This is a genomic window from Paraburkholderia jirisanensis, from assembly GCF_054782355.1.
In genome coordinates this window covers 116,175-134,125 of sequence record NZ_BAAGSQ010000013.1, presented here as the reverse complement: position 1 = coordinate 134,125, position 17,951 = coordinate 116,175, and the positions used below count along the sequence as shown (strand labels likewise).

Below are 17,951 nucleotides of genomic sequence, written 5' to 3'. Positions count from 1 at the left end.
GTCTCGCTGATGCGACACGTGCAAAACGAGCATTATTCGATGTTCAACAAAAGATTTTCACGGGATTCGCAACAATGGCGGTATTTTCTGGAGACATCGGCGACTGTCCAGGCGAAAACGGACAAATCTTACGATGCTAACGCGCTGTGGCGTGCATTCTTGCGAAAAACAGAATAAGTAATTTCGGCCGTCGAATAGCCGCTGAAAATCGAAGCAGATAAAGTGCAAGCGCTTCACAGTATCCGTAGACAGCGGATATCCACGCATTGCGCGGCTTAGGCCGCGCTTTTTTCTTTTCAGGGCCGTGGCGATAGAAGCTGAATAAAGCCTGACAGCTTCGCTGCAAAACGCTTTTTAAGCGATACGATTCGCCTCTTATGTAAGCAGAAGCGCATGCTCTTTAAATGGTCTTTAAAGGCTATTTGAAGGATTGGTGTCGCCCGATTTAATTCACGCGTCGCCAACCGGCGCGACGCGTGCGACTCCACCTCTTGCTCAGCCCGCCAGCACCACGTTGACGTTCTTCACCTTGGTGAACTGCAGCAGTTCGTCCTTCGACTCCTCACGCCCCATCCCCGACTGTTTGTAGCCGCCGAACGGCGCGCCGGTAATGTGCGTCGACGTGTCGTTGACCCACACGTAGCCCGCTTCGAGCGCGGCCGCCACACGGTGCGCGGTGTTCAGGTTTTGCGTCCACACCGCACCGGTCAGGCCGAGATCGAGCCCGTTGACCGCGGCGAGCATGTCGCGCTCATCGCGCCAGCTCAGCACCGACAGCACCGGACCGAAGATTTCCTCGCGCGCGATCGCCATTTCCGGACGCACGTCGACGAACACCGTCGGCTCGACGAAGAAGCCCGCTGCCAGCTTCGGATCGTCAGGATGCTTGCCGCCGTATGCAAGCGTTGCACCCTCGGCGCGGCCGCGCTCGATGTAGTGCAGCGAGCGCTCGTACTGCGCGCGGCTGGCGAGCGCGCCCATTGTCGTGCGCAGGTCGGTCGCGATGCCCGGGCGGTAGGCCACGGATAATTGCGCGAGCAACGCATCGACAAAGCGGTCATGCAGCGATTCGTGCACGAACAGCCGGCTCGTCGAGCCGCACGACTGGCCGCACCAAGCGAAATTCATGCCCTTGATCGCACCGGCGACGGCCTTGTCGAAGTCCGCATCCGGATACACGATCATCGCGTTCTTGCCGCCCAGCTCGAGCAGCGCGGGCTTCATCGTGTCGGCTGCCGCGCGCAGCACCGCCTTGCCCGCCTGCACACTGCCGACGAGGCCGATCGCATGCACGCCCGGGTCGCTCGCCAGCGCGGCGCCGGTGTCGCGGCCGCCCGCGACGCAGTTGAGCACGCCGGGCGGGAACACGTCTTCGAGCAGTTCCATCAGCCGGATCGTCGACAGCGGTGCCTGCTCAGGCGGTTTCATCACTACGGTGTTACCCGCGGCGAGCGGCGCGGCCATCTTGGCGGCCGCGAACATGAACGGATGGTTGAAAGGAAAAATCCGCGCGACGACACCAACCGGTTCGCGCAACGTGTAGTTCAGCGCGCCGTTCGCGGTCGGTAGCGTTTCGCCTTTGATCTCGAGCACAAGGCCCGCGAAATATTCGAGCTGGGTCGCGGCGATCTGCGCGTCGACGCGCATCGCCTTCACCGGGTTGCCGCAGTCTGCCGCGTCGATCAGCGCGAGTTCGTCGGCATGCGCGCGTACGCGTTGCGCGGTTTCGCGCAGGCAGCGCGCGCGTTCGAGTGGCGGCGTGGCGGCCCAGCTGCGGCGCGCCTGATTGGCCGCGCGCACCGCGGCGGCCACCTCGTCCGGGCCGGCGCACGATACTTCGCGCAGCGTTTCGCCGGTGGATGGATTGATTGAAGTCAGCGTGGCCGCGTTCGCCGACGTATGCCATTGGCCACCCCAATACAATCCGCTGGACTTCGGCAGACAACCCGTGACCTGTTCAGACAGGTCGTCTTGTTGTGACGCGCCTGGCGTCGATGCTTCACTCATGTCGATCCTCCGTGCTTTGCTGGTTGGACGTATGTAGTACGCGCAGCACTGCATAAACATTCCATCCGCAAGACACACGAAAGAAGCGGCGAGGTTTTGCGCGCACGCAGAATCTCCGCGCACCACATGCCCCGCTACATGCGTGATGCCGTGCTTACAAACGCCGCCGCGGCGGCACCAGCCGCCACGTCAGCAACACCAGCGCTGCGAACGCCGCATAGGCAAGCGTGAACACCCATAGGGGCAACCGGTAGTACAGCAAGCGCCCCACCCAGCGCTGCACGAACCCCTGCGTCGCGCCCTGCTCGTTGCGCAGCGCATCTTCGAGTACGGTCAGCGGACAGGCGACGCCGGCAAGCGCGAGCACCGCCACCACCACGATCGCGCACAGATGCACGCTGCGAAAAATGCGGTGATGCACCCAGCGCCAATGCAACCACGCGCCCAGCCAGATCGCCATCAACCCGCCGACGATGAACAGCACCAGCGCCGCATGCACGACGAGTACTCCGTCTGCCAGCCAGTTCGTGGTTGTACTCATGTCTCGCCCAATGCCGCTCGTGTCGTCACAGGTGGTGCGTCATGTTGAAGGGCATGCGATCTGATTGCGCCGCGACGTGTGCGTCCGCTGGTTCCACAAAAGATCGCGGACGCTGCGACGCTTTCAGCCATGCCGTATGATCCTTTCGACGCAGCAAGGCGTGCGGACTTTTTGCGCGATCGCCGCGCGCCGCAAATCGGCAACGACCTCGGCCCGCAGCACACCGCACCGGCCCGGTCATTCTGGTCCGGCGATGTCTGCCGCGCAACTCGATGCCGTACGAACCACCCAAGCAAGGCTGTCCGAGCGAATCCGCATGCTGACCCTGTCCAACGTATCGAAGAGCTACCCGGGCCATCCGCCGCGCAACCTGTTCACCGGCGTGAACCTTGAACTGCGCGAGGGCGAATGCGTCGCGATCATGGGCGAATCGGGCACCGGCAAATCGACGCTGCTCAATCTCGCGGCCGGCCTCGACCGCGCCGACGGCGGCCAGATCGTATTCGAGGGCCGCGACCTCGCGAGCCTCGACGACGACGGCGCAACGCTGCTGCGCCGCGCGCGGATGGGTTTCGTGTTCCAGGCTTTCCATGTGCTGCCGAATCTGAGCGCTGCGCAAAACGTCGGCTTGCCGCTGTTGCTCAACGGCGTCGCAGCGGCCGACGTGCAAACGCGGGTCGCCGCGGCGCTCGCTTCGGTGGGCCTCGCGGCGCGCGCACAGACGCTGCCGCGCGAGCTGTCCGGCGGGGAACTGCAGCGCATCGCGCTGGCGCGCGCGCTGGTGCACCGGCCGGCGCTGCTGCTGGCCGACGAACCGACCGGCAATCTCGATCACGACAGCGCCGAACGCGTGTTGCAGCTGCTGCGCGAGACGACCCGCACGGCGCGCGCCGCGGTGTTGCTCGTCACGCACTCGGCCGCCGCGGCGGCGAGCGCGGACCGCGTGCTGCGGCTGACGCCCGAAGGTCTCGCGCCGTACGTGCCGCCGCTCGAGCGCACGCTATGAGCGCCGCGACGATGTCGACTACCGCGCTGACAACCGGACCTGCGATGGCTGCGATGCAGACAATGACCGCGACGTCCGCGACACCCACAATGCGCGCCGCTCTCCAAACCGCGCCGCACCCATCATGACAACCGCCGCGCCCCCGCCCCCCGCCTCCACCTGGCGACGCGCCATCGCGCTGGCCGCCGTACTACTCGGCAGCGAAGCGCGCAGCCATCCGTTGCGCGCCGCCGTGGCAGTGCTGGCCATCGCCGCCGGCGTCGCGATGGGCTACGCGGTGCAGCTGATCAACCACGCAGCGCTCACCGAACTGGCCTCGACCGTCAATTCGCTGATGGGCGACGCCGATCTGGAAATCCGCGGCCCGCGCGCCGGTTTCGACGAGGCGTTGTATCCGCGTATCGCGCGCCTGACCGAAGTCGCGACCGCGAGCCCCGTAGTCGAAGTCGACGCGCGCGTGTCCGGACAAACCGAGCCGTTAAAGCTGCTCGGCGTCGACGTCTTCCACGCCAGCCGCGTGACGCGGGATCTGGTCGGACGCGTCGACGATCCGCAAACCGGCCGGCTCGACCTGCTCGCGCCCGACACGGTCTTCCTGTCGCCCGCTGCGCTCGCGTGGAGCGGCCTGAAGGTCGGCGATACGCTGACCGTACAGGCCGGCCTGCAAAGCGTCGTATTGCGCGTCGCCGGCACGCTGCCCGCGTCCGGCACCAGCGTGCGCGTCGGCGTACTCGATATCGGCGCCGCGCAATGGCAGCTGCAGCGCCTCGGCACATTGCAGCGGATCGACCTGAAGCTGCGGCCCGGCGTCGATGCCGATGCGTTCGTGCGCACGCTCGCCCCGCTGCTGCCGGCAGGCGTCGCCGCGGTCTCGCCGCACGACAATACGCGCCGCACCTCGCAGCTGTCGCGCGCGTATCGGGCGAACCTGAACGTGCTGGCGCTGGTGGCGCTCTTCACCGGCGCGTTCCTCGTGTTCACGATCGAGGCGCTCGCCGTGCTGCGGCGGCGCACGCAATTCGCGCTGCTGCGCGCGCTCGGGCTCACGCGCCGCGGCGTGCTCGGGCTGGTGGTCACCGAAGGCGCCGTGCAAGGCGTGCTCGGCGCGGGCATCGGCCTCGCGCTCGGCTACGCGGTCGCGGCGGCGGTCCTGCATTTCGCCGGCGGCGATCTGGGCGGCGGCTACTTCGATGGCGTGCGGCCGCAGGTCCATTTCGATGCGGCCAGCACCGCCCTGTTCTTCGTACTCGGCGTGGCGGCCGCGGTACTCGGCAGCGCCGCGCCGGCCTTCGAAGCGGCGCATGCGCGGCCCGCTCAGGCACTCAAGGCCGGCGACGAGGAAACCCCGCTCAAACGTCTGAACCGTGCCCGCTCGCTGATCGGCGCGGCGCTCGCGCTGGCCCTCGGCATCGCGGCCACCCAGTTGCCGCCGGTCAACGGCCTGCCGCTATTCGGCTACGTAGCCGTGGCGCTGCTGCTGATCGGCGGCGTGATGGCGATGCCGTTCGTCGCGCGCACCGTGTTCGATGCGCTACCGGTTGCGCGGCGCGCCGTGCCGCAGCTCGCGCTCGCGCAGCTGGCGCATGCGCCGGGACGCGCGGCGATCGGCCTGTCCGGCATCGTCACCAGCTTCAGCCTGATGATGGCGATGGCGATCATGGTGTCGAGCTTCCGGATCGCCGTCGACGACTGGCTGCAGCTGATCCTGCCCGCGCCGCTCTATCTGCGCGCGGCGCCCGCCGGCGACAGCGGCTTTCTGTCCGAGGCCGAGCAGCAGATGATCGCCACGACACCCGGCATCGCACGCGCGGAGTTTCTGCGCGCCACGCAAATCTCGCTCGATGCGCGTCTGCCGCCGGTGGCGCTGCTCGCGCGGCCGATCGACCCTAACGATCCGGGCGCGCGCCTGCCACTGGCCGGCTCGGCGCTCGTGCCGCGCGACGGCGAGCCGCCGCCGGTGTGGGTCAGCGAAGCGATGGCCGATCTATACCGTCTGCACGTCGGCGGCCGGATCACGCTGCCGGTAGGCGGGAAACAGGTCGCCTTCACGGTGGCCGGCATCTGGCGCGACTACGCGCGCCAGTTCGGAGCGGTAGCGATCGACGCGGCGCAATACCGCAAGCTGGCCGGCGACACGCGCGCCACCGACGCCGCGCTATGGCTTGCCCCGCAAGTCACGCCCGCACAAGCGATCGCCCGCATCCGCGAGCGTCTGCCGGGCGGCGCGCGGCTCGCGTTCTCCGAACCCGGAGAGATTCGCGCCGCAAGCCTGAAGATTTTCGACCGCAGCTTCGCGGTCACTTACCTGCTCGAAGCGGTCGCGGTGCTGATCGGCCTGTTCGGCATCGGTGCGAGCTTCGGCTCGCAGGCGCTCGCGCGCACCCGCGAGTTCGGCGTGCTGCGCCATCTGGGCGTCACGCGCGGCCAGATCGGCGCGATGCTGGTGCTCGAGGGCGCGCTGGTCGCCTTGCTCGGCGTCGTGGCGGGGCTCACGCTCGGCGTGGTGATTGCGGCGGTGCTGGTGTTCGTGGTGAATCCGCAGTCGTTTCACTGGACCATGAGCCTGCATATGCCATGGGCGCTGTGCGCCGTACTGGCTGCCGCGGTGGTCGCTGCCGCCGCGCTGACCGCGCTGTGGAGCGCCCGCTCGGCGCTGTCGGTCGATGCGGTGCGCGCCGTGCGCGACGACTGGTGACGCATACGATGAAACGACGCTACTTCCTCACGCTGCCGGTTGCACTCGCGCCATTCGCGTTGCCGTGGCCCGCACGCGCGGCCGGCACAAACCATCCGGACTATCCGCCCGTCACGAGCGGCCATCCGCTGGTGTTTCCGCGCGACTTCGGCGCACACCTGCCGTTTCGCACCGAGTGGTGGTACGCGACCGGCTGGCTCCATACCGCCGATGGCGCCGAGCTCGGCTTTCAGGTGACGTTTTTCCGCTCGCGCCCGGACCTGGACGAAGCGAACCCGAGCCCGTTCGCGCCGCGCCAGCTGCTGTTCGCCAACGTCGCCCTCAGCGATCCGCGCGCGGGCGCGGTGCAACTCGACCAGCGTTCGGCGCGCAGCGGTTTCGGTCTGGCCGACGCGAGCGAAGCCGACACCGACGTGCATCTGGGCGACTGGGCATTGCGACGTACCGCGGCAGCAAACGGCGGCAGCGTCTATCGCGTGGAGATCGCCGCCGCAGACTTCGCGTTCGCGTTCACGATGCAGGCTACCCAGCCCGTACTGCTAAACGGCACGCAAGGCGTGAGCCGCAAAGGCCCGCTGCCTGATCAGGCGAGCTTCTACTACAGCGAACCCGCACTGCGCGTGGCAGGCACGCTGACGCGCAACCGCCGCGCAGGCGGCAAGCCGGAGCCGATCAGCGGCAGCGCGTGGCTCGACCATGAGTGGTCGTCGGCCTTGCTTGCCGAACAGGCGGTAGGCTGGGACTGGGTCGGCCTCAATCTCGACGACGGCAGCGCGCTGATGGCCATCCGCATTCGCGACAAGGCCGGCCATACGTTTTGGGGCGGCGGCACGCTGCGCGATGCGCACGGTGCGACGCGCGAACTCGCGCAGCACGAAGTGAGCTTTACGCCGCTGCGCTGGTGGCGCTCGCCGCATACGGATGCACGCTATCCGGTGGCGATGCGCGTCGATGCGGGCGGCTTGCAGCTGGTGCTGACGCCGCTGTTCGACGATCAGGAAGTGGACAGCCGCGCGAGCACCGGTGCGGTGTATTGGGAAGGCGCGGTGACGGTGGCACGGCCGGCGAGCGATGGCCGCAGCGCGGCGCAGAAAATCGGGCGCGGTTATCTCGAGTTGACGGGGTACGTGGAGAAGCTGGAGTTTTAGTAGTGGCGCGGTCCCGTTGCTCAACGCTCGGGCGTCACCGCTGTCGCGGTCTCCACGCGCGTCGCAGCGGCACGCACAGAAGCCACGCGGTGTTCATTGACACCGCTGTCATCAATGCAATGTTCGCCCACGCGCTTTTCACCCACGCGTCGCCACAACTCCGCACACTGCCAAGAGATCAGTGCCAGACAGCCGAAGCTCACTTCGCGCATCCGCTTGATAAACGCCAGCGACAACGCCGCATTGTGGTCGACGCCGAACAGCCGCGCGAGCAGCACGACCGCTGCTTCCTGCACGCCGAGCCCGGCCGGCACGAAGAACGCCACATGCCGCACCGCCTGCGTGATCGCCTCGATCGCGACAGCGCCGCCCACCGACACCGGATGCCGCAGCAGCGCAAGCGCAATCCAGGTCTCCAGCGCGCCGGCCACGTAGCCCGCGAGCTGCCACGAGAACACGCGCAGTAGCATGCCGGTGCGCAGCATCAGCGCGTTGATATCGGCATCGAGCCGCTCGCCGTCGATCCGCTGCAACACCGGGTGCGATGTGCCGAACAGCCGCTTCGCGAAGCGCTCGACGGTCGCGAACACGCCGCCACGCCGCATCAGCACGATCAAGGTCACCGGTACCGGCAGCGCCAGCACGAGGCCGAGCACGATCGCCATCCATGCGTCGCCGCTTTGCGCCGAGGCAACGATCAACACCACGCCGATAGCAGAGAACACATACTGCACGGCGAGCGTCACGACCACCTCGACGATCACCGAAGCAGCCACGCCGCTGCTGTCCGGCACACGCCATTGTGCAAGACGAATGCCGACCACTTCGCCGCCGATGCCCGCCACCGGCAGCAGCCGGTTCACCGCTTCGCGCACCGTCGCGACCCACCATAAAAAAACCAGCGAAGCGCGCCGCCCGAGCAGTACATGCCAACCCCGCGCATCGAGCAGCAATGGCAACGCATGCAGCGGAATCAGCAGCAGCAGTGCAAAACCGGCCTGCCCGATCATCTGCAGCGCGTCGCCAAGCTTCACGTTGAGCGTCATCGCCACCAGAATCGCGATGCCGACCGGCAGGCCCAGCCAGCGCAGCCACTTCATGACAGCACTGTGCCTCGCGCAAACACGTCGCAAAAGCCACCGCGCCGCGCCCCCGCCGCACGCAACGCCGACGCGACGCGCGGCGACAGCAGCGCATCCAGTTCATCGGCATGGCGGTAGGTGCGCATCCCTTCGGTAAGCACGCCTTCACCCGGCGTCGCCGGATGGCAATAAATCTCGCCGACGCCGTCCGGCAGACGCGCGATTGTATCGAGCAGCACCGCCTCATCCATGCGGCCGGTTTGCGCGATGCCGACCACGTAGTCGTTATGCGCAACGCCCGCGCGCTTTAACCGCGCGCGTACGTTTGCCATCCACGGCTTGATCCATGCCGGCGAATCGGCTTCGTAGGGCAGCCGCATCGCACGCATGCCGTAGTCGCGGCCGATCTCGAGAATCATCGACAGCACGGTCGGGTGCAGATGGAAATGCTTGTGCGTATTCACATGGTCGAGCACGAGACCGGTGCGGCGAAACGCCTCGAATTGCGCGCGGATTTCCTGCGCGAGTTGCTCGCGCACATAGGGCAGAAAGAAAAAACGAAAGCCGTCGCGCACCATCCGGTCGCCGAAACGGCCGTCGGCATCGACCAGCGCGGGAATCGCCTGGTGCGGCAGCGTCGACTCGCCATCGGCGAGCACCAGATGCAGGCCGACGCGCAACTCCGGCAAGCGCCGCGCGCGGTCGATCGCATCGCACGCGGCCGGTGCGCCGACCATCAGGCTCGCCGCGGTCAGAACGCCATGCAGATGCGCGCGCTCGACCGCATCGTTGACGCGTTCATGCAGGCCGAAATCGTCGGCGGTGAAGATCAGCGCGCGGTTCATCTGCTGCGGCGTGACCAGCACGCTGCTCACGCCTCGTGCGCCCTCAGGAAGCGGAAGAACTCAACCCCTTCGCGCAGACGCCGCTTCATCATGTCCCAGCTCAGCAGCATCTCGCTGACGATTTCCCAGATCTTCGCCGGCCGGAAATAAAACTGCTTATAGAAGCGCTCGAGGTCGTGATAAATCTCCTCGCGCGACAGGTGCGGATAGCCGATTGCGGCCAGTTGCACGCCTTCCTTGCTGACGAGGTTGATCACCTTGTTCTCTTCAAGCCAGCCGTTATCGACTGCCTGCTTGTACAGCGTCGTGCCGGGATACGGCGCAGCAAGCGATACCTGGATCGTATGCGGGTTGATGTCTTTCGCGTAGGTGATGGTCTTCTCGATCGTCTCTTTGGTCTCGCCGGGCAGGCCGAGAATAAAGGTACCGTGAATCTTGATGCCAAGCTTGCGGCAGTCTTCGCTAAAGCGCCGCGCGATGTCGGTGCGCAGGCCCTTCTTGATGTTCAGCAGGATCTGGTCGTCGCCGGATTCGTAACCGACCAGCAGCAGGCGCAGGCCGTTTTCCTTCATGATTTTCAGCGTCGAATACGGCACGTTCGCCTTCGCATTGCACGACCACGTGACACCCAGCTTGCCGAGACCGCGTGCGATTTCTTCGACGCGCGGCTTGAAGTCGGTGAAGGTATCGTCGTCGAACATGATCTCCTTTACTTCCGGCATGTTGTCGCGAATCCACTTCACCTCTTCCAGCACGTTGTCGACCGAGCGCGTGCGGTAGCGATGGCCGCCTACCGTTTGCGGCCACAGGCAGAACGTGCAGCGCGAACGGCAACCGCGGCCGGTGTAGATCGACACGTACGGATGCTTCAGATAGCCGATGAAATAATTGTCGATCTTCAGGTCGCGCTGATAAACCGGCGCGACGAACGGCAGCGCGTCCATATCTTCGAGAATCGGCCGCGCTTCGTTGTGTTCGATCGAGCCGTCCGGCGCGCGATAGCTCAAGCCCTGAATCTGCGCGAATGGCTTGCCTTCGGCCACTTCCTTGCAGGTGAAATCGAATTCCTCGCGGCACACGAAATCGATCGCTTCGCTGGCAGTCAGCGAGTTGTGCGGATCGACTGCGACCTTCGCGCCGACCATGCCGATCAGCACGTTCGGCTTGCGCGCCTTCAGGTCTTGCGCGAACAGCGCATCGGTCGGAAACGACGGCGTGCTGGTGTGAATGACGACCAGTTCGTATTGCTGCGCAATGTCGAGCGCCGCCTGCACCGACAGGCCATCGGCTGGGGCATCCAGCACGCGGCTATCCGGCACCAGCGCGGCCGGCTGCGCGAGCCACGTCGGGTACCAGAACGAACGGATCTCACGCTTGGCCTGGTAGCGCGAACCGGCGCCGCCATCGAAGCCGTCATACGACGGCGCTTGCAAGAACAATGTTTTCATCTTCACTCCGACCTGCGTTTAATCGGGTTTTTCAGGTATGTACGCATGGATCGCGCTTTATCTGCCATCGGAAACTTCAAGCACATCGGTAGTGGCGTCGAGTTCGGCTGCGTCGGCTTGCCCGGCATCGAGCGCGACGGGCACGCGCGCGCCGCGCCAGATCACATACGAGCCGAAACCGCTAGCCAGCCACTGCAGCGACAGCAATGCATCGCGTAGCGGCAGCAGCGGAAGATCGCGCCAGAAAGCACGCAGACTGTGCGAGCTATTGGCATGCATCAACACACGCGCCGCCACGCCGATCAGCGCGACGGCCGACATCGTCGCCGCAGCCGTCGCAGATCCCGCATCCGCACGAAAGGATTCCCCAAGACGGGCGCCCAGCACGATCCACGGCGACGTGAACGTAACAAACAGGAACGCGAAGCCCACCGGGTTGACCGAGCGGATCGTGCGCAGCCAGCGCGTTTCGCGCTGCCAGAGCGCGGCAAAGCCGGTTTCGATCACGTCGGTGGCGACGACCACATCGGACAGCACGGTCTGCAGGCCGAGGCGGCGCACCTGTTCGGTCAGCCGGTAATCGTCCGCAAGGCAGTTCTTTAGCGACTCGAAACCGCCGATCTGTTCGAACGTCGCGAGCCACAGCGCGAGCGTCGCGCCGAAGCCGAACTTGCGCGAACCCGACGCGTGCGCAACCAGTACCGAAGGCAGAAACCATTCGTTGACGAACAGCGCGCCGACCCGCGACCAGAAGCCGGCGACGCCGCTTGCACGATACAGGCAGGTCACTACGCCGACTCGCGGATCGGCGAGCGGTGCACAGACGCGCTGCAGATAATCGGGTTCGACGGCGATGTCGCTGTCGGCAATCACAAGCAGGTCGTAGCGCGCGCGTTCGGCCAGATTGATCAGGTTACTGACTTTCAGATTGCTGCCATGTACGCGCGCATCGATCACGAGATCGATATCGCAATGCGGGTAAGCGGCCTGCAAGCGTTCGACGATCGCGATCGCAGGATCGTGCGGCGACGATACGCCGAACAGCAACTGAAAGCAGGGATGGGTCTGCTCGCAGAAGCTTGCCAGGTTTTCGTAGAGGCGCGGCTCCGCGCCGCACAGCGGCTTCAGGATGCTGATCGCGCCGGGCAGCGGGCGGGCCGGCGCACGTTGCGCGCGGCGCTTGCGTTCGGCCGAATTGCGCTGGCGCATCAGGCCGGACGCAAACGCTGCATAGAGCATCGCGCTCCAGCAGATCGCCATGAGTAGCCACTGCGCACAGGCAGTCCAATGCGTGGTCATTGGCATGACGCCTGTATGAATCGCCGTGTATCGGTAATCGCACGGAGCATCATTGTTGATATGACAAACATCGAAATAGCCTCGTGTTTACCGATCCACGAAAGCGTAAGGTTTGCATGTGAAGCGCAGATGAAGCACCACTAGCGCTAGCCACGGGCAGCTTACCGAAACACGCACGATTTCGCAGCGTGGCCCCGCTCGCGTAGCGTAGTGGTGCTTCTCCGCTGCATCGAAGGCGAGTTGCGCAATGCAGCGCACGACAGCCACGCAGCCCGCGATGAACACCAGGCCCGCGAGCTTGAAAGAAGCATTCTGAAAGCGTTGATCCGCGACGCCGCACAGATGTGCGATCGCCATGCCGAATTCGATGCACACCGCGCATAGCGAAGCGGCCATCAAATGAGCACGCAGCATCTGGATCGTGGTTTGTTTCATGGTCCTTGCAGAATGCGAAGCGCGAGACGTGACGATTCTCTTTCTGCTTTATTGCGTTACGTTGACGGTCGCACACTGCGCTCTTTTTCGCGCATCGCAGCGGCACCGCACATGATCGAGTCATGCTAGCGGCCAAACCTGAAGGGAAGATTAAGCGTTCTGGATAAGGCGGGCGTTTTGCCGGAACAGACATGCGGCAAGACCTGTGGCAGCACGTGTAGCGGAACCTGCGACGCCTCGCTCAGACGCTTGTTTGCTTCGCGTTTAGATTTTTCGCCGCATGTTTTTACGCGAATCTTATGCGGTGGCGACACTGGAAATACTAAGCTTGGGCAGCCCGCGTTTTGCTCAAGGAACGGTGTAGAGGAATGCCGCACCACAAGTCGATTCAATTGCTCGAAATCCAGACCGACAACCGTGTATTCGCGGATATGGCCGACGACGATGCCAACCCCTGCTTGTCCTGCGGTGCGTGCTGCCAGCATTTCCGCGTGTCGATGTATATGGGCGAGATGGCCAGCGCGCCCGGCGGCACCGTGCCCGACGAACTGGTGAGCCGCGTCAACGCGTTCATCGTGTGCATGAAGGGTACCGAAGCAGGTCATGGCCGCTGCATCGCCCTACGCGGCGAAGTCGGGCAGGCCGGCGTGCACTGCGGCATCTATGAGCAGCGACCGACGCCATGCCGTGAGTTTCGCGTGTGGAACGACGACGGTTTGCCTAACCCGGATTGCCAGCGCCTGCGCAGCAAGGCCGGCTTGCCGCTGTTAGACGTACTGCTGGTGTAGGCCAGCTACGTCTAACGTTTCAGGCGTTCGATCAGCGCAACGCCGGCCGCCGGGTTATGCACCTTGTGGCCGCTGATCACGTATAGAAACACGTCGCGCGCTTCGTGCGCCGCCGGGTTCTCTCCAACTGTTTCGAGCCCAGCGGGCGTGCCGCCTGCCGCCCACGTCCGGGCATGCGCCGTCCATCTGCCGAGTGCGGCGGCGTCGTAGCCTTGCTTATGAGCATCGGAAGTGCCCATGATGCGCGCGTAGACGAACGGCGCGGTCACGTCGGCGATCTGCAGGTACTTCGAGTCGCCCGCCATCACGATGGCCACGCGATGTTTGCGTGCGAGCGCAACGAATTCTGGATTGCGAAAGCTTTCGTGCCGCACCTCGACAGCGTGCCGCAGTGCGCGGCCGCCTGCCTGTTGCGGTAATAACGCGAGAAACGCGTCGAAGTCTTGCGCATCGAATTGCTTGGTGGGGGCGAACTGCCAGTTGATCGGACCTAGCTTGTCGCGCAGTTCGAGGATACCGCTTGCGACGAAGCGCTCGATCGATTCGCCAGCTTCCGCGAGTACGCGGCGATGCGTGGCAAAACGCGGCGCCTTTAGCGCGAATACGAAATCGTCCGGCGTTTCGTCGTGCCACTTTGCAAACGATTCGGGCTTTTGCGAACCGTAGAACGTGCCGTTGATCTCGATCGACGTCAGCTGGCGGCTGGCGTATTCGAGTTCGCGCTTTTGCGTCAGACCTTCGGGATAGAACACGCCGCGCCACGGCTCGAAGGTCCAGCCGCCGATGCCGATGCGGATCTCGCCTGCGGTGCTGGTTCGGGTGGTGCGCGCGGCGGTTGGGGTGTCGTGTGGCGGGTTGTGTGTAGGCTTGGGGTGGGCTGTTTTGGGCGACTTGGCTGGTGCGGGGGGAGTTGTGGTCTTGGCTGCGGGGGTCTTCGCTGCGGGGGTCTTCGCCGCAGGAGTCTTTGCCGCAGGGGTCTTCGCTGCAGGGGTCTTCGCTGCAGGGGTCTTCGCTGCAGGGGTCTTCGCTGCAGGGGTCTTCGCTGCAGGGGTCTTCGCTGCAGGGGTCTTCGCTGCGGGGGTCTTCGCTGCAGAGGTCTTTGTCGCAGAGGTCTTCACAGCAGGCGTCTTCGCAGCGCCCGGCTTCTTCACCGATGCCGTCTTCACCGACGCCGTCTTCGCGCCTGCCATCTTGCGTGTTGCCATGATTGCTGTCTCCCCATGGGTGCGATTCGCTCAAGTGTAGCGAATTGCACCGGCGTGCAGCAGCGGGAAAACACGCGTCATCAGAGAATCGAGCCGGTTGCCGACCCGCCCCCACCCTCAATCTTGCGCAATCGGCCGATACACCGCCGGCCGCCGGTCACGCAGCACATGATTGAACGTGTTCAACTGCCGGTTCCGGCGCGCATCGCCAAGGTTCAACTCCGCCATCAGGATCTCCTCGTCGGTCGCGCTGGCAGGTCCCGCAACCGGCCAGCCACACGCATCCACAATCACGCTGCAGCCAAGAAACGGTTGCCCCCGTTCATTGCCCACACGGTCTGCAGCGGCCACGCACAACCCGTTCGAATGCGCACCGCTCATCGCCAGCAGGTTCGCCATCACCGGCAGATGCGCGGGCTGCCCGGGCATCGGCACCCAGTTGGTCGGCACGCACAACAGGTCCGCACCACCGCCCGAAGCCAGACGAAACACTTCGGGGAACCAGATGTCATAGCAGATCGCGCACGCAACGCGCCCGAACGGCGTGTCGAACACCGGCACGCCAAGATCGCCCGGCTCGAAGAAAAGATTCTCGTCGCCCCACAGATGCAGCTTGCGGTAGTTGCCCAACACACGCTGCGGCCCGATCACCGCGGCAGCGTTGTACAGCACGTCGCCGGCACGCTCCGCATAGCCCGCAACAAGCGTCACGTTCAGACGCGCGGCCAGCGCCGCCCAGGCTTCGATCGTCGCACCGCCATCGAACGGCTCCGCGAGCGCAAATGCTTCTTCGCGCGATTCGAACACGTAGCCCGAATTGCACAGCTCGGGCAGCACGATCAGTTGCGCACCGCGCGCATGCGCCTGCATGATCAGCTCGGTCGCATGTGCGACGTTGCGTGCTTTCGCGCCCACCTCCGGCTGCATCTGGATACATGCGACGCTGCACGTCGCCTTGCCCGTCAGCTTGACGCGGCTCTCGTTCCCTGCGCTCATGGTGTCTCGCTCCGTGGCACCGGCGCGCGTCGTTCGTGCCACCGGTGGATGTTTTCATAAGCCTGCGCGACACGCAGCACGGTCGCTTCATCGAACGGCTTGCCCGCAATCTGCAAGCCGACCGGCAAGCCACGCGTGTCGAAGCCGCACGGCAGCGACAGCGCCGGCAAGCCAGTCAGGTTGAACGGATAGGTAAGCCGCCACGACGCCGCCAGCGGGCTCTCTTCGAGGCCGCCAGTCACCACGCTGGCCTGGCCACGCTGCCATGCAGTGACAGGCGACGCCGGCGTCACGATCACATCGACGCCCGCAAACACCGCCTTGAAATCGTCGATCAGAAGCGTGCGCAACTGCTCGGCTTTCAGATAATCGGCTGCCGTCACGAGCCGGCCGATTTCGACCAGCGTACGCACGTCGTCGGCCATCGCTTCGCTCGCGCCACGCTGCAAGCCGAGGTCGTGATACGCGCTCGACGAAGCGAGCTCGATCGCGTAGATTGCGCCGAGACCGTATTGCAGATTCGGCACCTCGAACTCGACGATGGTTGCGCCAAGCGCGGCGAGATCCGCGATCGCCTGTTCGACGCGTGCTTCGACGTCCGCTTCATTCGCGCCGAAGAAGTGATTGCGGCACACACCGATACGCAAGCCCGCGACGCCTGCGCTCAGCTGCGCGGTGAAATCCGGCACCGGTACGTCGGCACTGCCGGGGTCGCGTGCATCGAAGCCGGCCAGCACGTTCAGCAGCAACGCGGCATCGCGCACCGACAGCGCGAGCGGCCCCGCATGATCGAGCGACCAGCTGTGCGGCACGATGCCGACGCGGCTTATGCGGCCGAAGCTCGGCTTGAGTCCGACCACGCCGCACAGGCTGGCCGGAATGCGGATCGAGCCGCCGGTATCGGAACCGAGCGCACCATACGCGAACCCCGCGGCAAGCGCAGCGCCCGAGCCGCCGCTCGAACCACCGGGAATGCGCGACAGGTCCCATGGATTGCGGGTCGGCGGTGTTTCAGTGCCCCACGCGAATTCGTGCGTACGGGTTTTGCCGATCAGCACCGCGCCGGCGGCCCGCAATCGCGCGACCGCCGCCGAGTCTTCACGCGCGAACGTGTAGCCGGGCGCGTGGCTGCCCGCCGTGGTCGGCATCTCGGCGGTCAGGTAGTTGTCCTTGATCGCGATCGGCACGCCATGCAGCGGCCCACGGCGAATGCCGCGCGCGAGCTGGTCCGCACATTGCGCGGCTTGCGCCTGTGCGTCAGGGTTCAGGCATTCGAATGCGAGAATCTGTTCGTCGTGTGCGGCGATGCGCTCGTGCAGCGTTTGCAGCACATCCACCGGAGATTGATCGCCGGCGGCAATGCGAGCGGCCAGTGCGGTCAGATCGTCGTTCATCGAGACTCCGTGCGGCCGGTGTTGAGCGCGTCCGCGCCTGGTTGATTGGCGCCCTGCACTGCGCTATCGCTGCGGCCATAGGCGCGCGCGAGGTCGAACACGATAGCGGGATGCTGCGCGGCAAGATCGAGCGTGCGCAGCTTGCTGATCTCTTCGAAGATCGAACGATAGACCGCAAGGTTGTGCGCGACCCGCTGCGTGGCAAACTCCGCGCCGAGCCAACGGGACAGCACGCGTGCGTCCTGCTGCTCGTTGCCGGGTTGCGCCACTGCTTCGTTATGACCTGGCGCGCCGTCGCTGCCTGGCGCGTAACCGGCGAGCACTTGCGCTTGCAGTTGCGCCCCAGGACGCTGGGCAGGCGATGCAAGCAACATCTGCGCGACTTCCGGCGGCGGCGAGCGGCCCGGGTCGTCGCGTGTCGGCATGCCGGCGATGAACGGTGCGACCTGCAGCCGCGCCACTTCGAATACGCGCCGCAATTCCGCAACCGGATCCGGATGTTCATCGACGCGCAAGTCGACGCTCGCATAGGCTTCGTCGCGCATCACCTTGAGTGCCGCCGACTGTCGGCCGCGCTTGTCGCCGCCCGCCGCCTGGCCGGCTTCGAGCGCGCGCATCAGCCGCTCCTCGAGCGCACAACTATCGCTCGTTTCATACGCGGCCTGCATCGCATCGAGCGTGGCCGCGCCGGTCAGCATGTTGCCCTGGATCGTGTACGCCGCGCCGCTGCGCTGGCCGGCCCACCCGGTGCATTGCGGCCCGGTCCACACCGCCGCGTGCCCGGCGCCGTCGACGATACCGATCTGCCGCAACGCCGCGGCCGGGTCGCTGCGTAACACATCGTCAAGCGCGTGTTGCGCGGTGCCACCCTGCTCGAGCCGCTCGAGTGCATGCAACGCGAGATACGGATTGACCCACGATTGCGTCGATACTGCGCCGACGCCCGGGCGTATGTAGATGCACATCGCACCCACCGCAGGCACCGCAGTGCTCACAGCCACGCCTAACGCGCCGGTTTGCGCACAGCGCGCGACGATGGAAAAAGTCATGACGGATTCCCTC

General features: G+C 65.4%; 16 protein-coding genes. 5 read left to right on the top strand and 11 right to left on the bottom strand.

The features are described 5' to 3' along the window. Positions 1-495: 495 nt before the first annotated feature. Positions 496-2,007: an aldehyde dehydrogenase family protein gene (locus tag ACYVNQ_RS08705; protein WP_460902091.1), complete on the bottom strand. Its 1,512-nt coding sequence runs from the start codon at positions 2,005-2,007 to the stop codon at positions 496-498. A gap of 154 nt (positions 2,008-2,161) precedes the next feature. Continuing rightward, positions 2,162-2,548, bottom strand: coding sequence for a DUF2784 domain-containing protein (locus ACYVNQ_RS08700; RefSeq protein WP_460902090.1), 387 nt, complete (start codon positions 2,546-2,548; stop codon positions 2,162-2,164). Between the two features lie 316 nt (positions 2,549-2,864). Here ACYVNQ_RS08700 and ACYVNQ_RS08695 point away from each other — a divergent pair, with 316 nt between their 5' ends. From ACYVNQ_RS08695 to ACYVNQ_RS08685, 3 genes are all read left to right on the top strand, one after another. Then, positions 2,865-3,554: an ABC transporter ATP-binding protein gene (locus tag ACYVNQ_RS08695; protein ID WP_460902089.1), complete on the top strand. Its 690-nt coding sequence runs from the start codon at positions 2,865-2,867 to the stop codon at positions 3,552-3,554. Between the two features lie 124 nt (positions 3,555-3,678). Further along, on the top strand, positions 3,679-6,249 hold the full coding sequence (locus tag ACYVNQ_RS08690; RefSeq protein WP_460902088.1) for an FtsX-like permease family protein: 2,571 nt from the start codon (positions 3,679-3,681) through the stop codon (positions 6,247-6,249). Positions 6,250-6,257: 8 nt separating this feature from the next. Further along, entirely contained in the window at positions 6,258-7,397 is a 1,140-nt protein-coding gene (locus ACYVNQ_RS08685) for a lipocalin-like domain-containing protein (protein WP_460902087.1), read from the top strand. A gap of 20 nt (positions 7,398-7,417) precedes the next feature. Here ACYVNQ_RS08685 and ACYVNQ_RS08680 read toward each other — a convergent pair whose 3' ends face one another. The 5 genes from ACYVNQ_RS08680 to ACYVNQ_RS08660 form a co-directional block, all read right to left on the bottom strand. Then, positions 7,418-8,497, bottom strand: a complete 1,080-nt coding sequence (locus ACYVNQ_RS08680) for a lysylphosphatidylglycerol synthase domain-containing protein (RefSeq protein ID WP_460902086.1) — start codon at positions 8,495-8,497, stop codon at positions 7,418-7,420. Further along, on the bottom strand, positions 8,494-9,324 hold the full coding sequence (hpnK, locus tag ACYVNQ_RS08675) for a hopanoid biosynthesis-associated protein HpnK (protein ID WP_460902171.1): 831 nt from the start codon (positions 9,322-9,324) through the stop codon (positions 8,494-8,496). Before hpnK ends, ACYVNQ_RS08680 begins: the two co-directional genes overlap by 4 nt. Positions 9,325-9,350: 26 nt before the next feature. After that, positions 9,351-10,772 carry a hopanoid biosynthesis associated radical SAM protein HpnJ gene (hpnJ, locus tag ACYVNQ_RS08670; RefSeq protein WP_460902085.1) on the bottom strand — a complete coding sequence of 474 codons (1,422 nt, stop codon included), beginning with the start codon at positions 10,770-10,772 and terminating at the stop codon, positions 9,351-9,353. 57 nt (positions 10,773-10,829) lie between these two features. Continuing rightward, positions 10,830-12,071 carry a bacteriohopanetetrol glucosamine biosynthesis glycosyltransferase HpnI gene (gene hpnI, locus ACYVNQ_RS08665; RefSeq protein WP_460902084.1) on the bottom strand — a complete coding sequence of 414 codons (1,242 nt, stop codon included), beginning with the start codon at positions 12,069-12,071 and terminating at the stop codon, positions 10,830-10,832. An 87-nt stretch (positions 12,072-12,158) separates the two neighbouring features. After that, a complete protein-coding gene (locus ACYVNQ_RS08660; protein ID WP_460902083.1) occupies positions 12,159-12,506 on the bottom strand; it encodes a hypothetical protein in 348 nt (115 codons plus the stop codon). Between the two features lie 368 nt (positions 12,507-12,874). Between ACYVNQ_RS08660 and ACYVNQ_RS08655 the strand changes: the two genes are divergently transcribed. Next, on the top strand, positions 12,875-13,294 hold the full coding sequence (locus ACYVNQ_RS08655) for a YkgJ family cysteine cluster protein (protein ID WP_460902082.1): 420 nt from the start codon (positions 12,875-12,877) through the stop codon (positions 13,292-13,294). 11 nt (positions 13,295-13,305) lie between these two features. Here ACYVNQ_RS08655 and ACYVNQ_RS08650 read toward each other — a convergent pair whose 3' ends face one another. Continuing rightward, on the bottom strand, positions 13,306-14,091 hold the full coding sequence (locus tag ACYVNQ_RS08650; RefSeq protein WP_460902170.1) for a DUF72 domain-containing protein: 786 nt from the start codon (positions 14,089-14,091) through the stop codon (positions 13,306-13,308). Positions 14,092-14,192: 101 nt separating this feature from the next. Here ACYVNQ_RS08650 and ACYVNQ_RS08645 point away from each other — a divergent pair, with 101 nt between their 5' ends. Next, the gene (locus ACYVNQ_RS08645; protein ID WP_460902169.1) at positions 14,193-14,501 is read left to right on the top strand and encodes a pentapeptide repeat-containing protein; all 309 of its coding nucleotides are present in this window, start codon (positions 14,193-14,195) and stop codon (positions 14,499-14,501) included. A 115-nt stretch (positions 14,502-14,616) separates the two neighbouring features. Here ACYVNQ_RS08645 and ACYVNQ_RS08640 read toward each other — a convergent pair whose 3' ends face one another. Genes ACYVNQ_RS08640 through ACYVNQ_RS08630 form a run of 3 tightly spaced genes read right to left on the bottom strand, consistent with a single transcriptional unit; the run spans position 14,617 to position 17,938 of the window. Beyond that, the gene (locus ACYVNQ_RS08640) at positions 14,617-15,495 is read right to left on the bottom strand and encodes a nitrilase family protein (RefSeq protein WP_460902081.1); all 879 of its coding nucleotides are present in this window, start codon (positions 15,493-15,495) and stop codon (positions 14,617-14,619) included. Continuing rightward, a complete protein-coding gene (locus ACYVNQ_RS08635) occupies positions 15,492-16,889 on the bottom strand; it encodes an amidase (protein WP_460902080.1) in 1,398 nt (465 codons plus the stop codon). The genes ACYVNQ_RS08640 and ACYVNQ_RS08635 overlap by 4 nt, the downstream gene beginning before the upstream one ends. Next, positions 16,886-17,938, bottom strand: a complete 1,053-nt coding sequence (locus tag ACYVNQ_RS08630; protein WP_460902079.1) for a DUF1028 domain-containing protein — start codon at positions 17,936-17,938, stop codon at positions 16,886-16,888. The genes ACYVNQ_RS08635 and ACYVNQ_RS08630 overlap by 4 nt, the downstream gene beginning before the upstream one ends. Between the last annotated feature and the right edge of the window lie 13 nt (positions 17,939-17,951).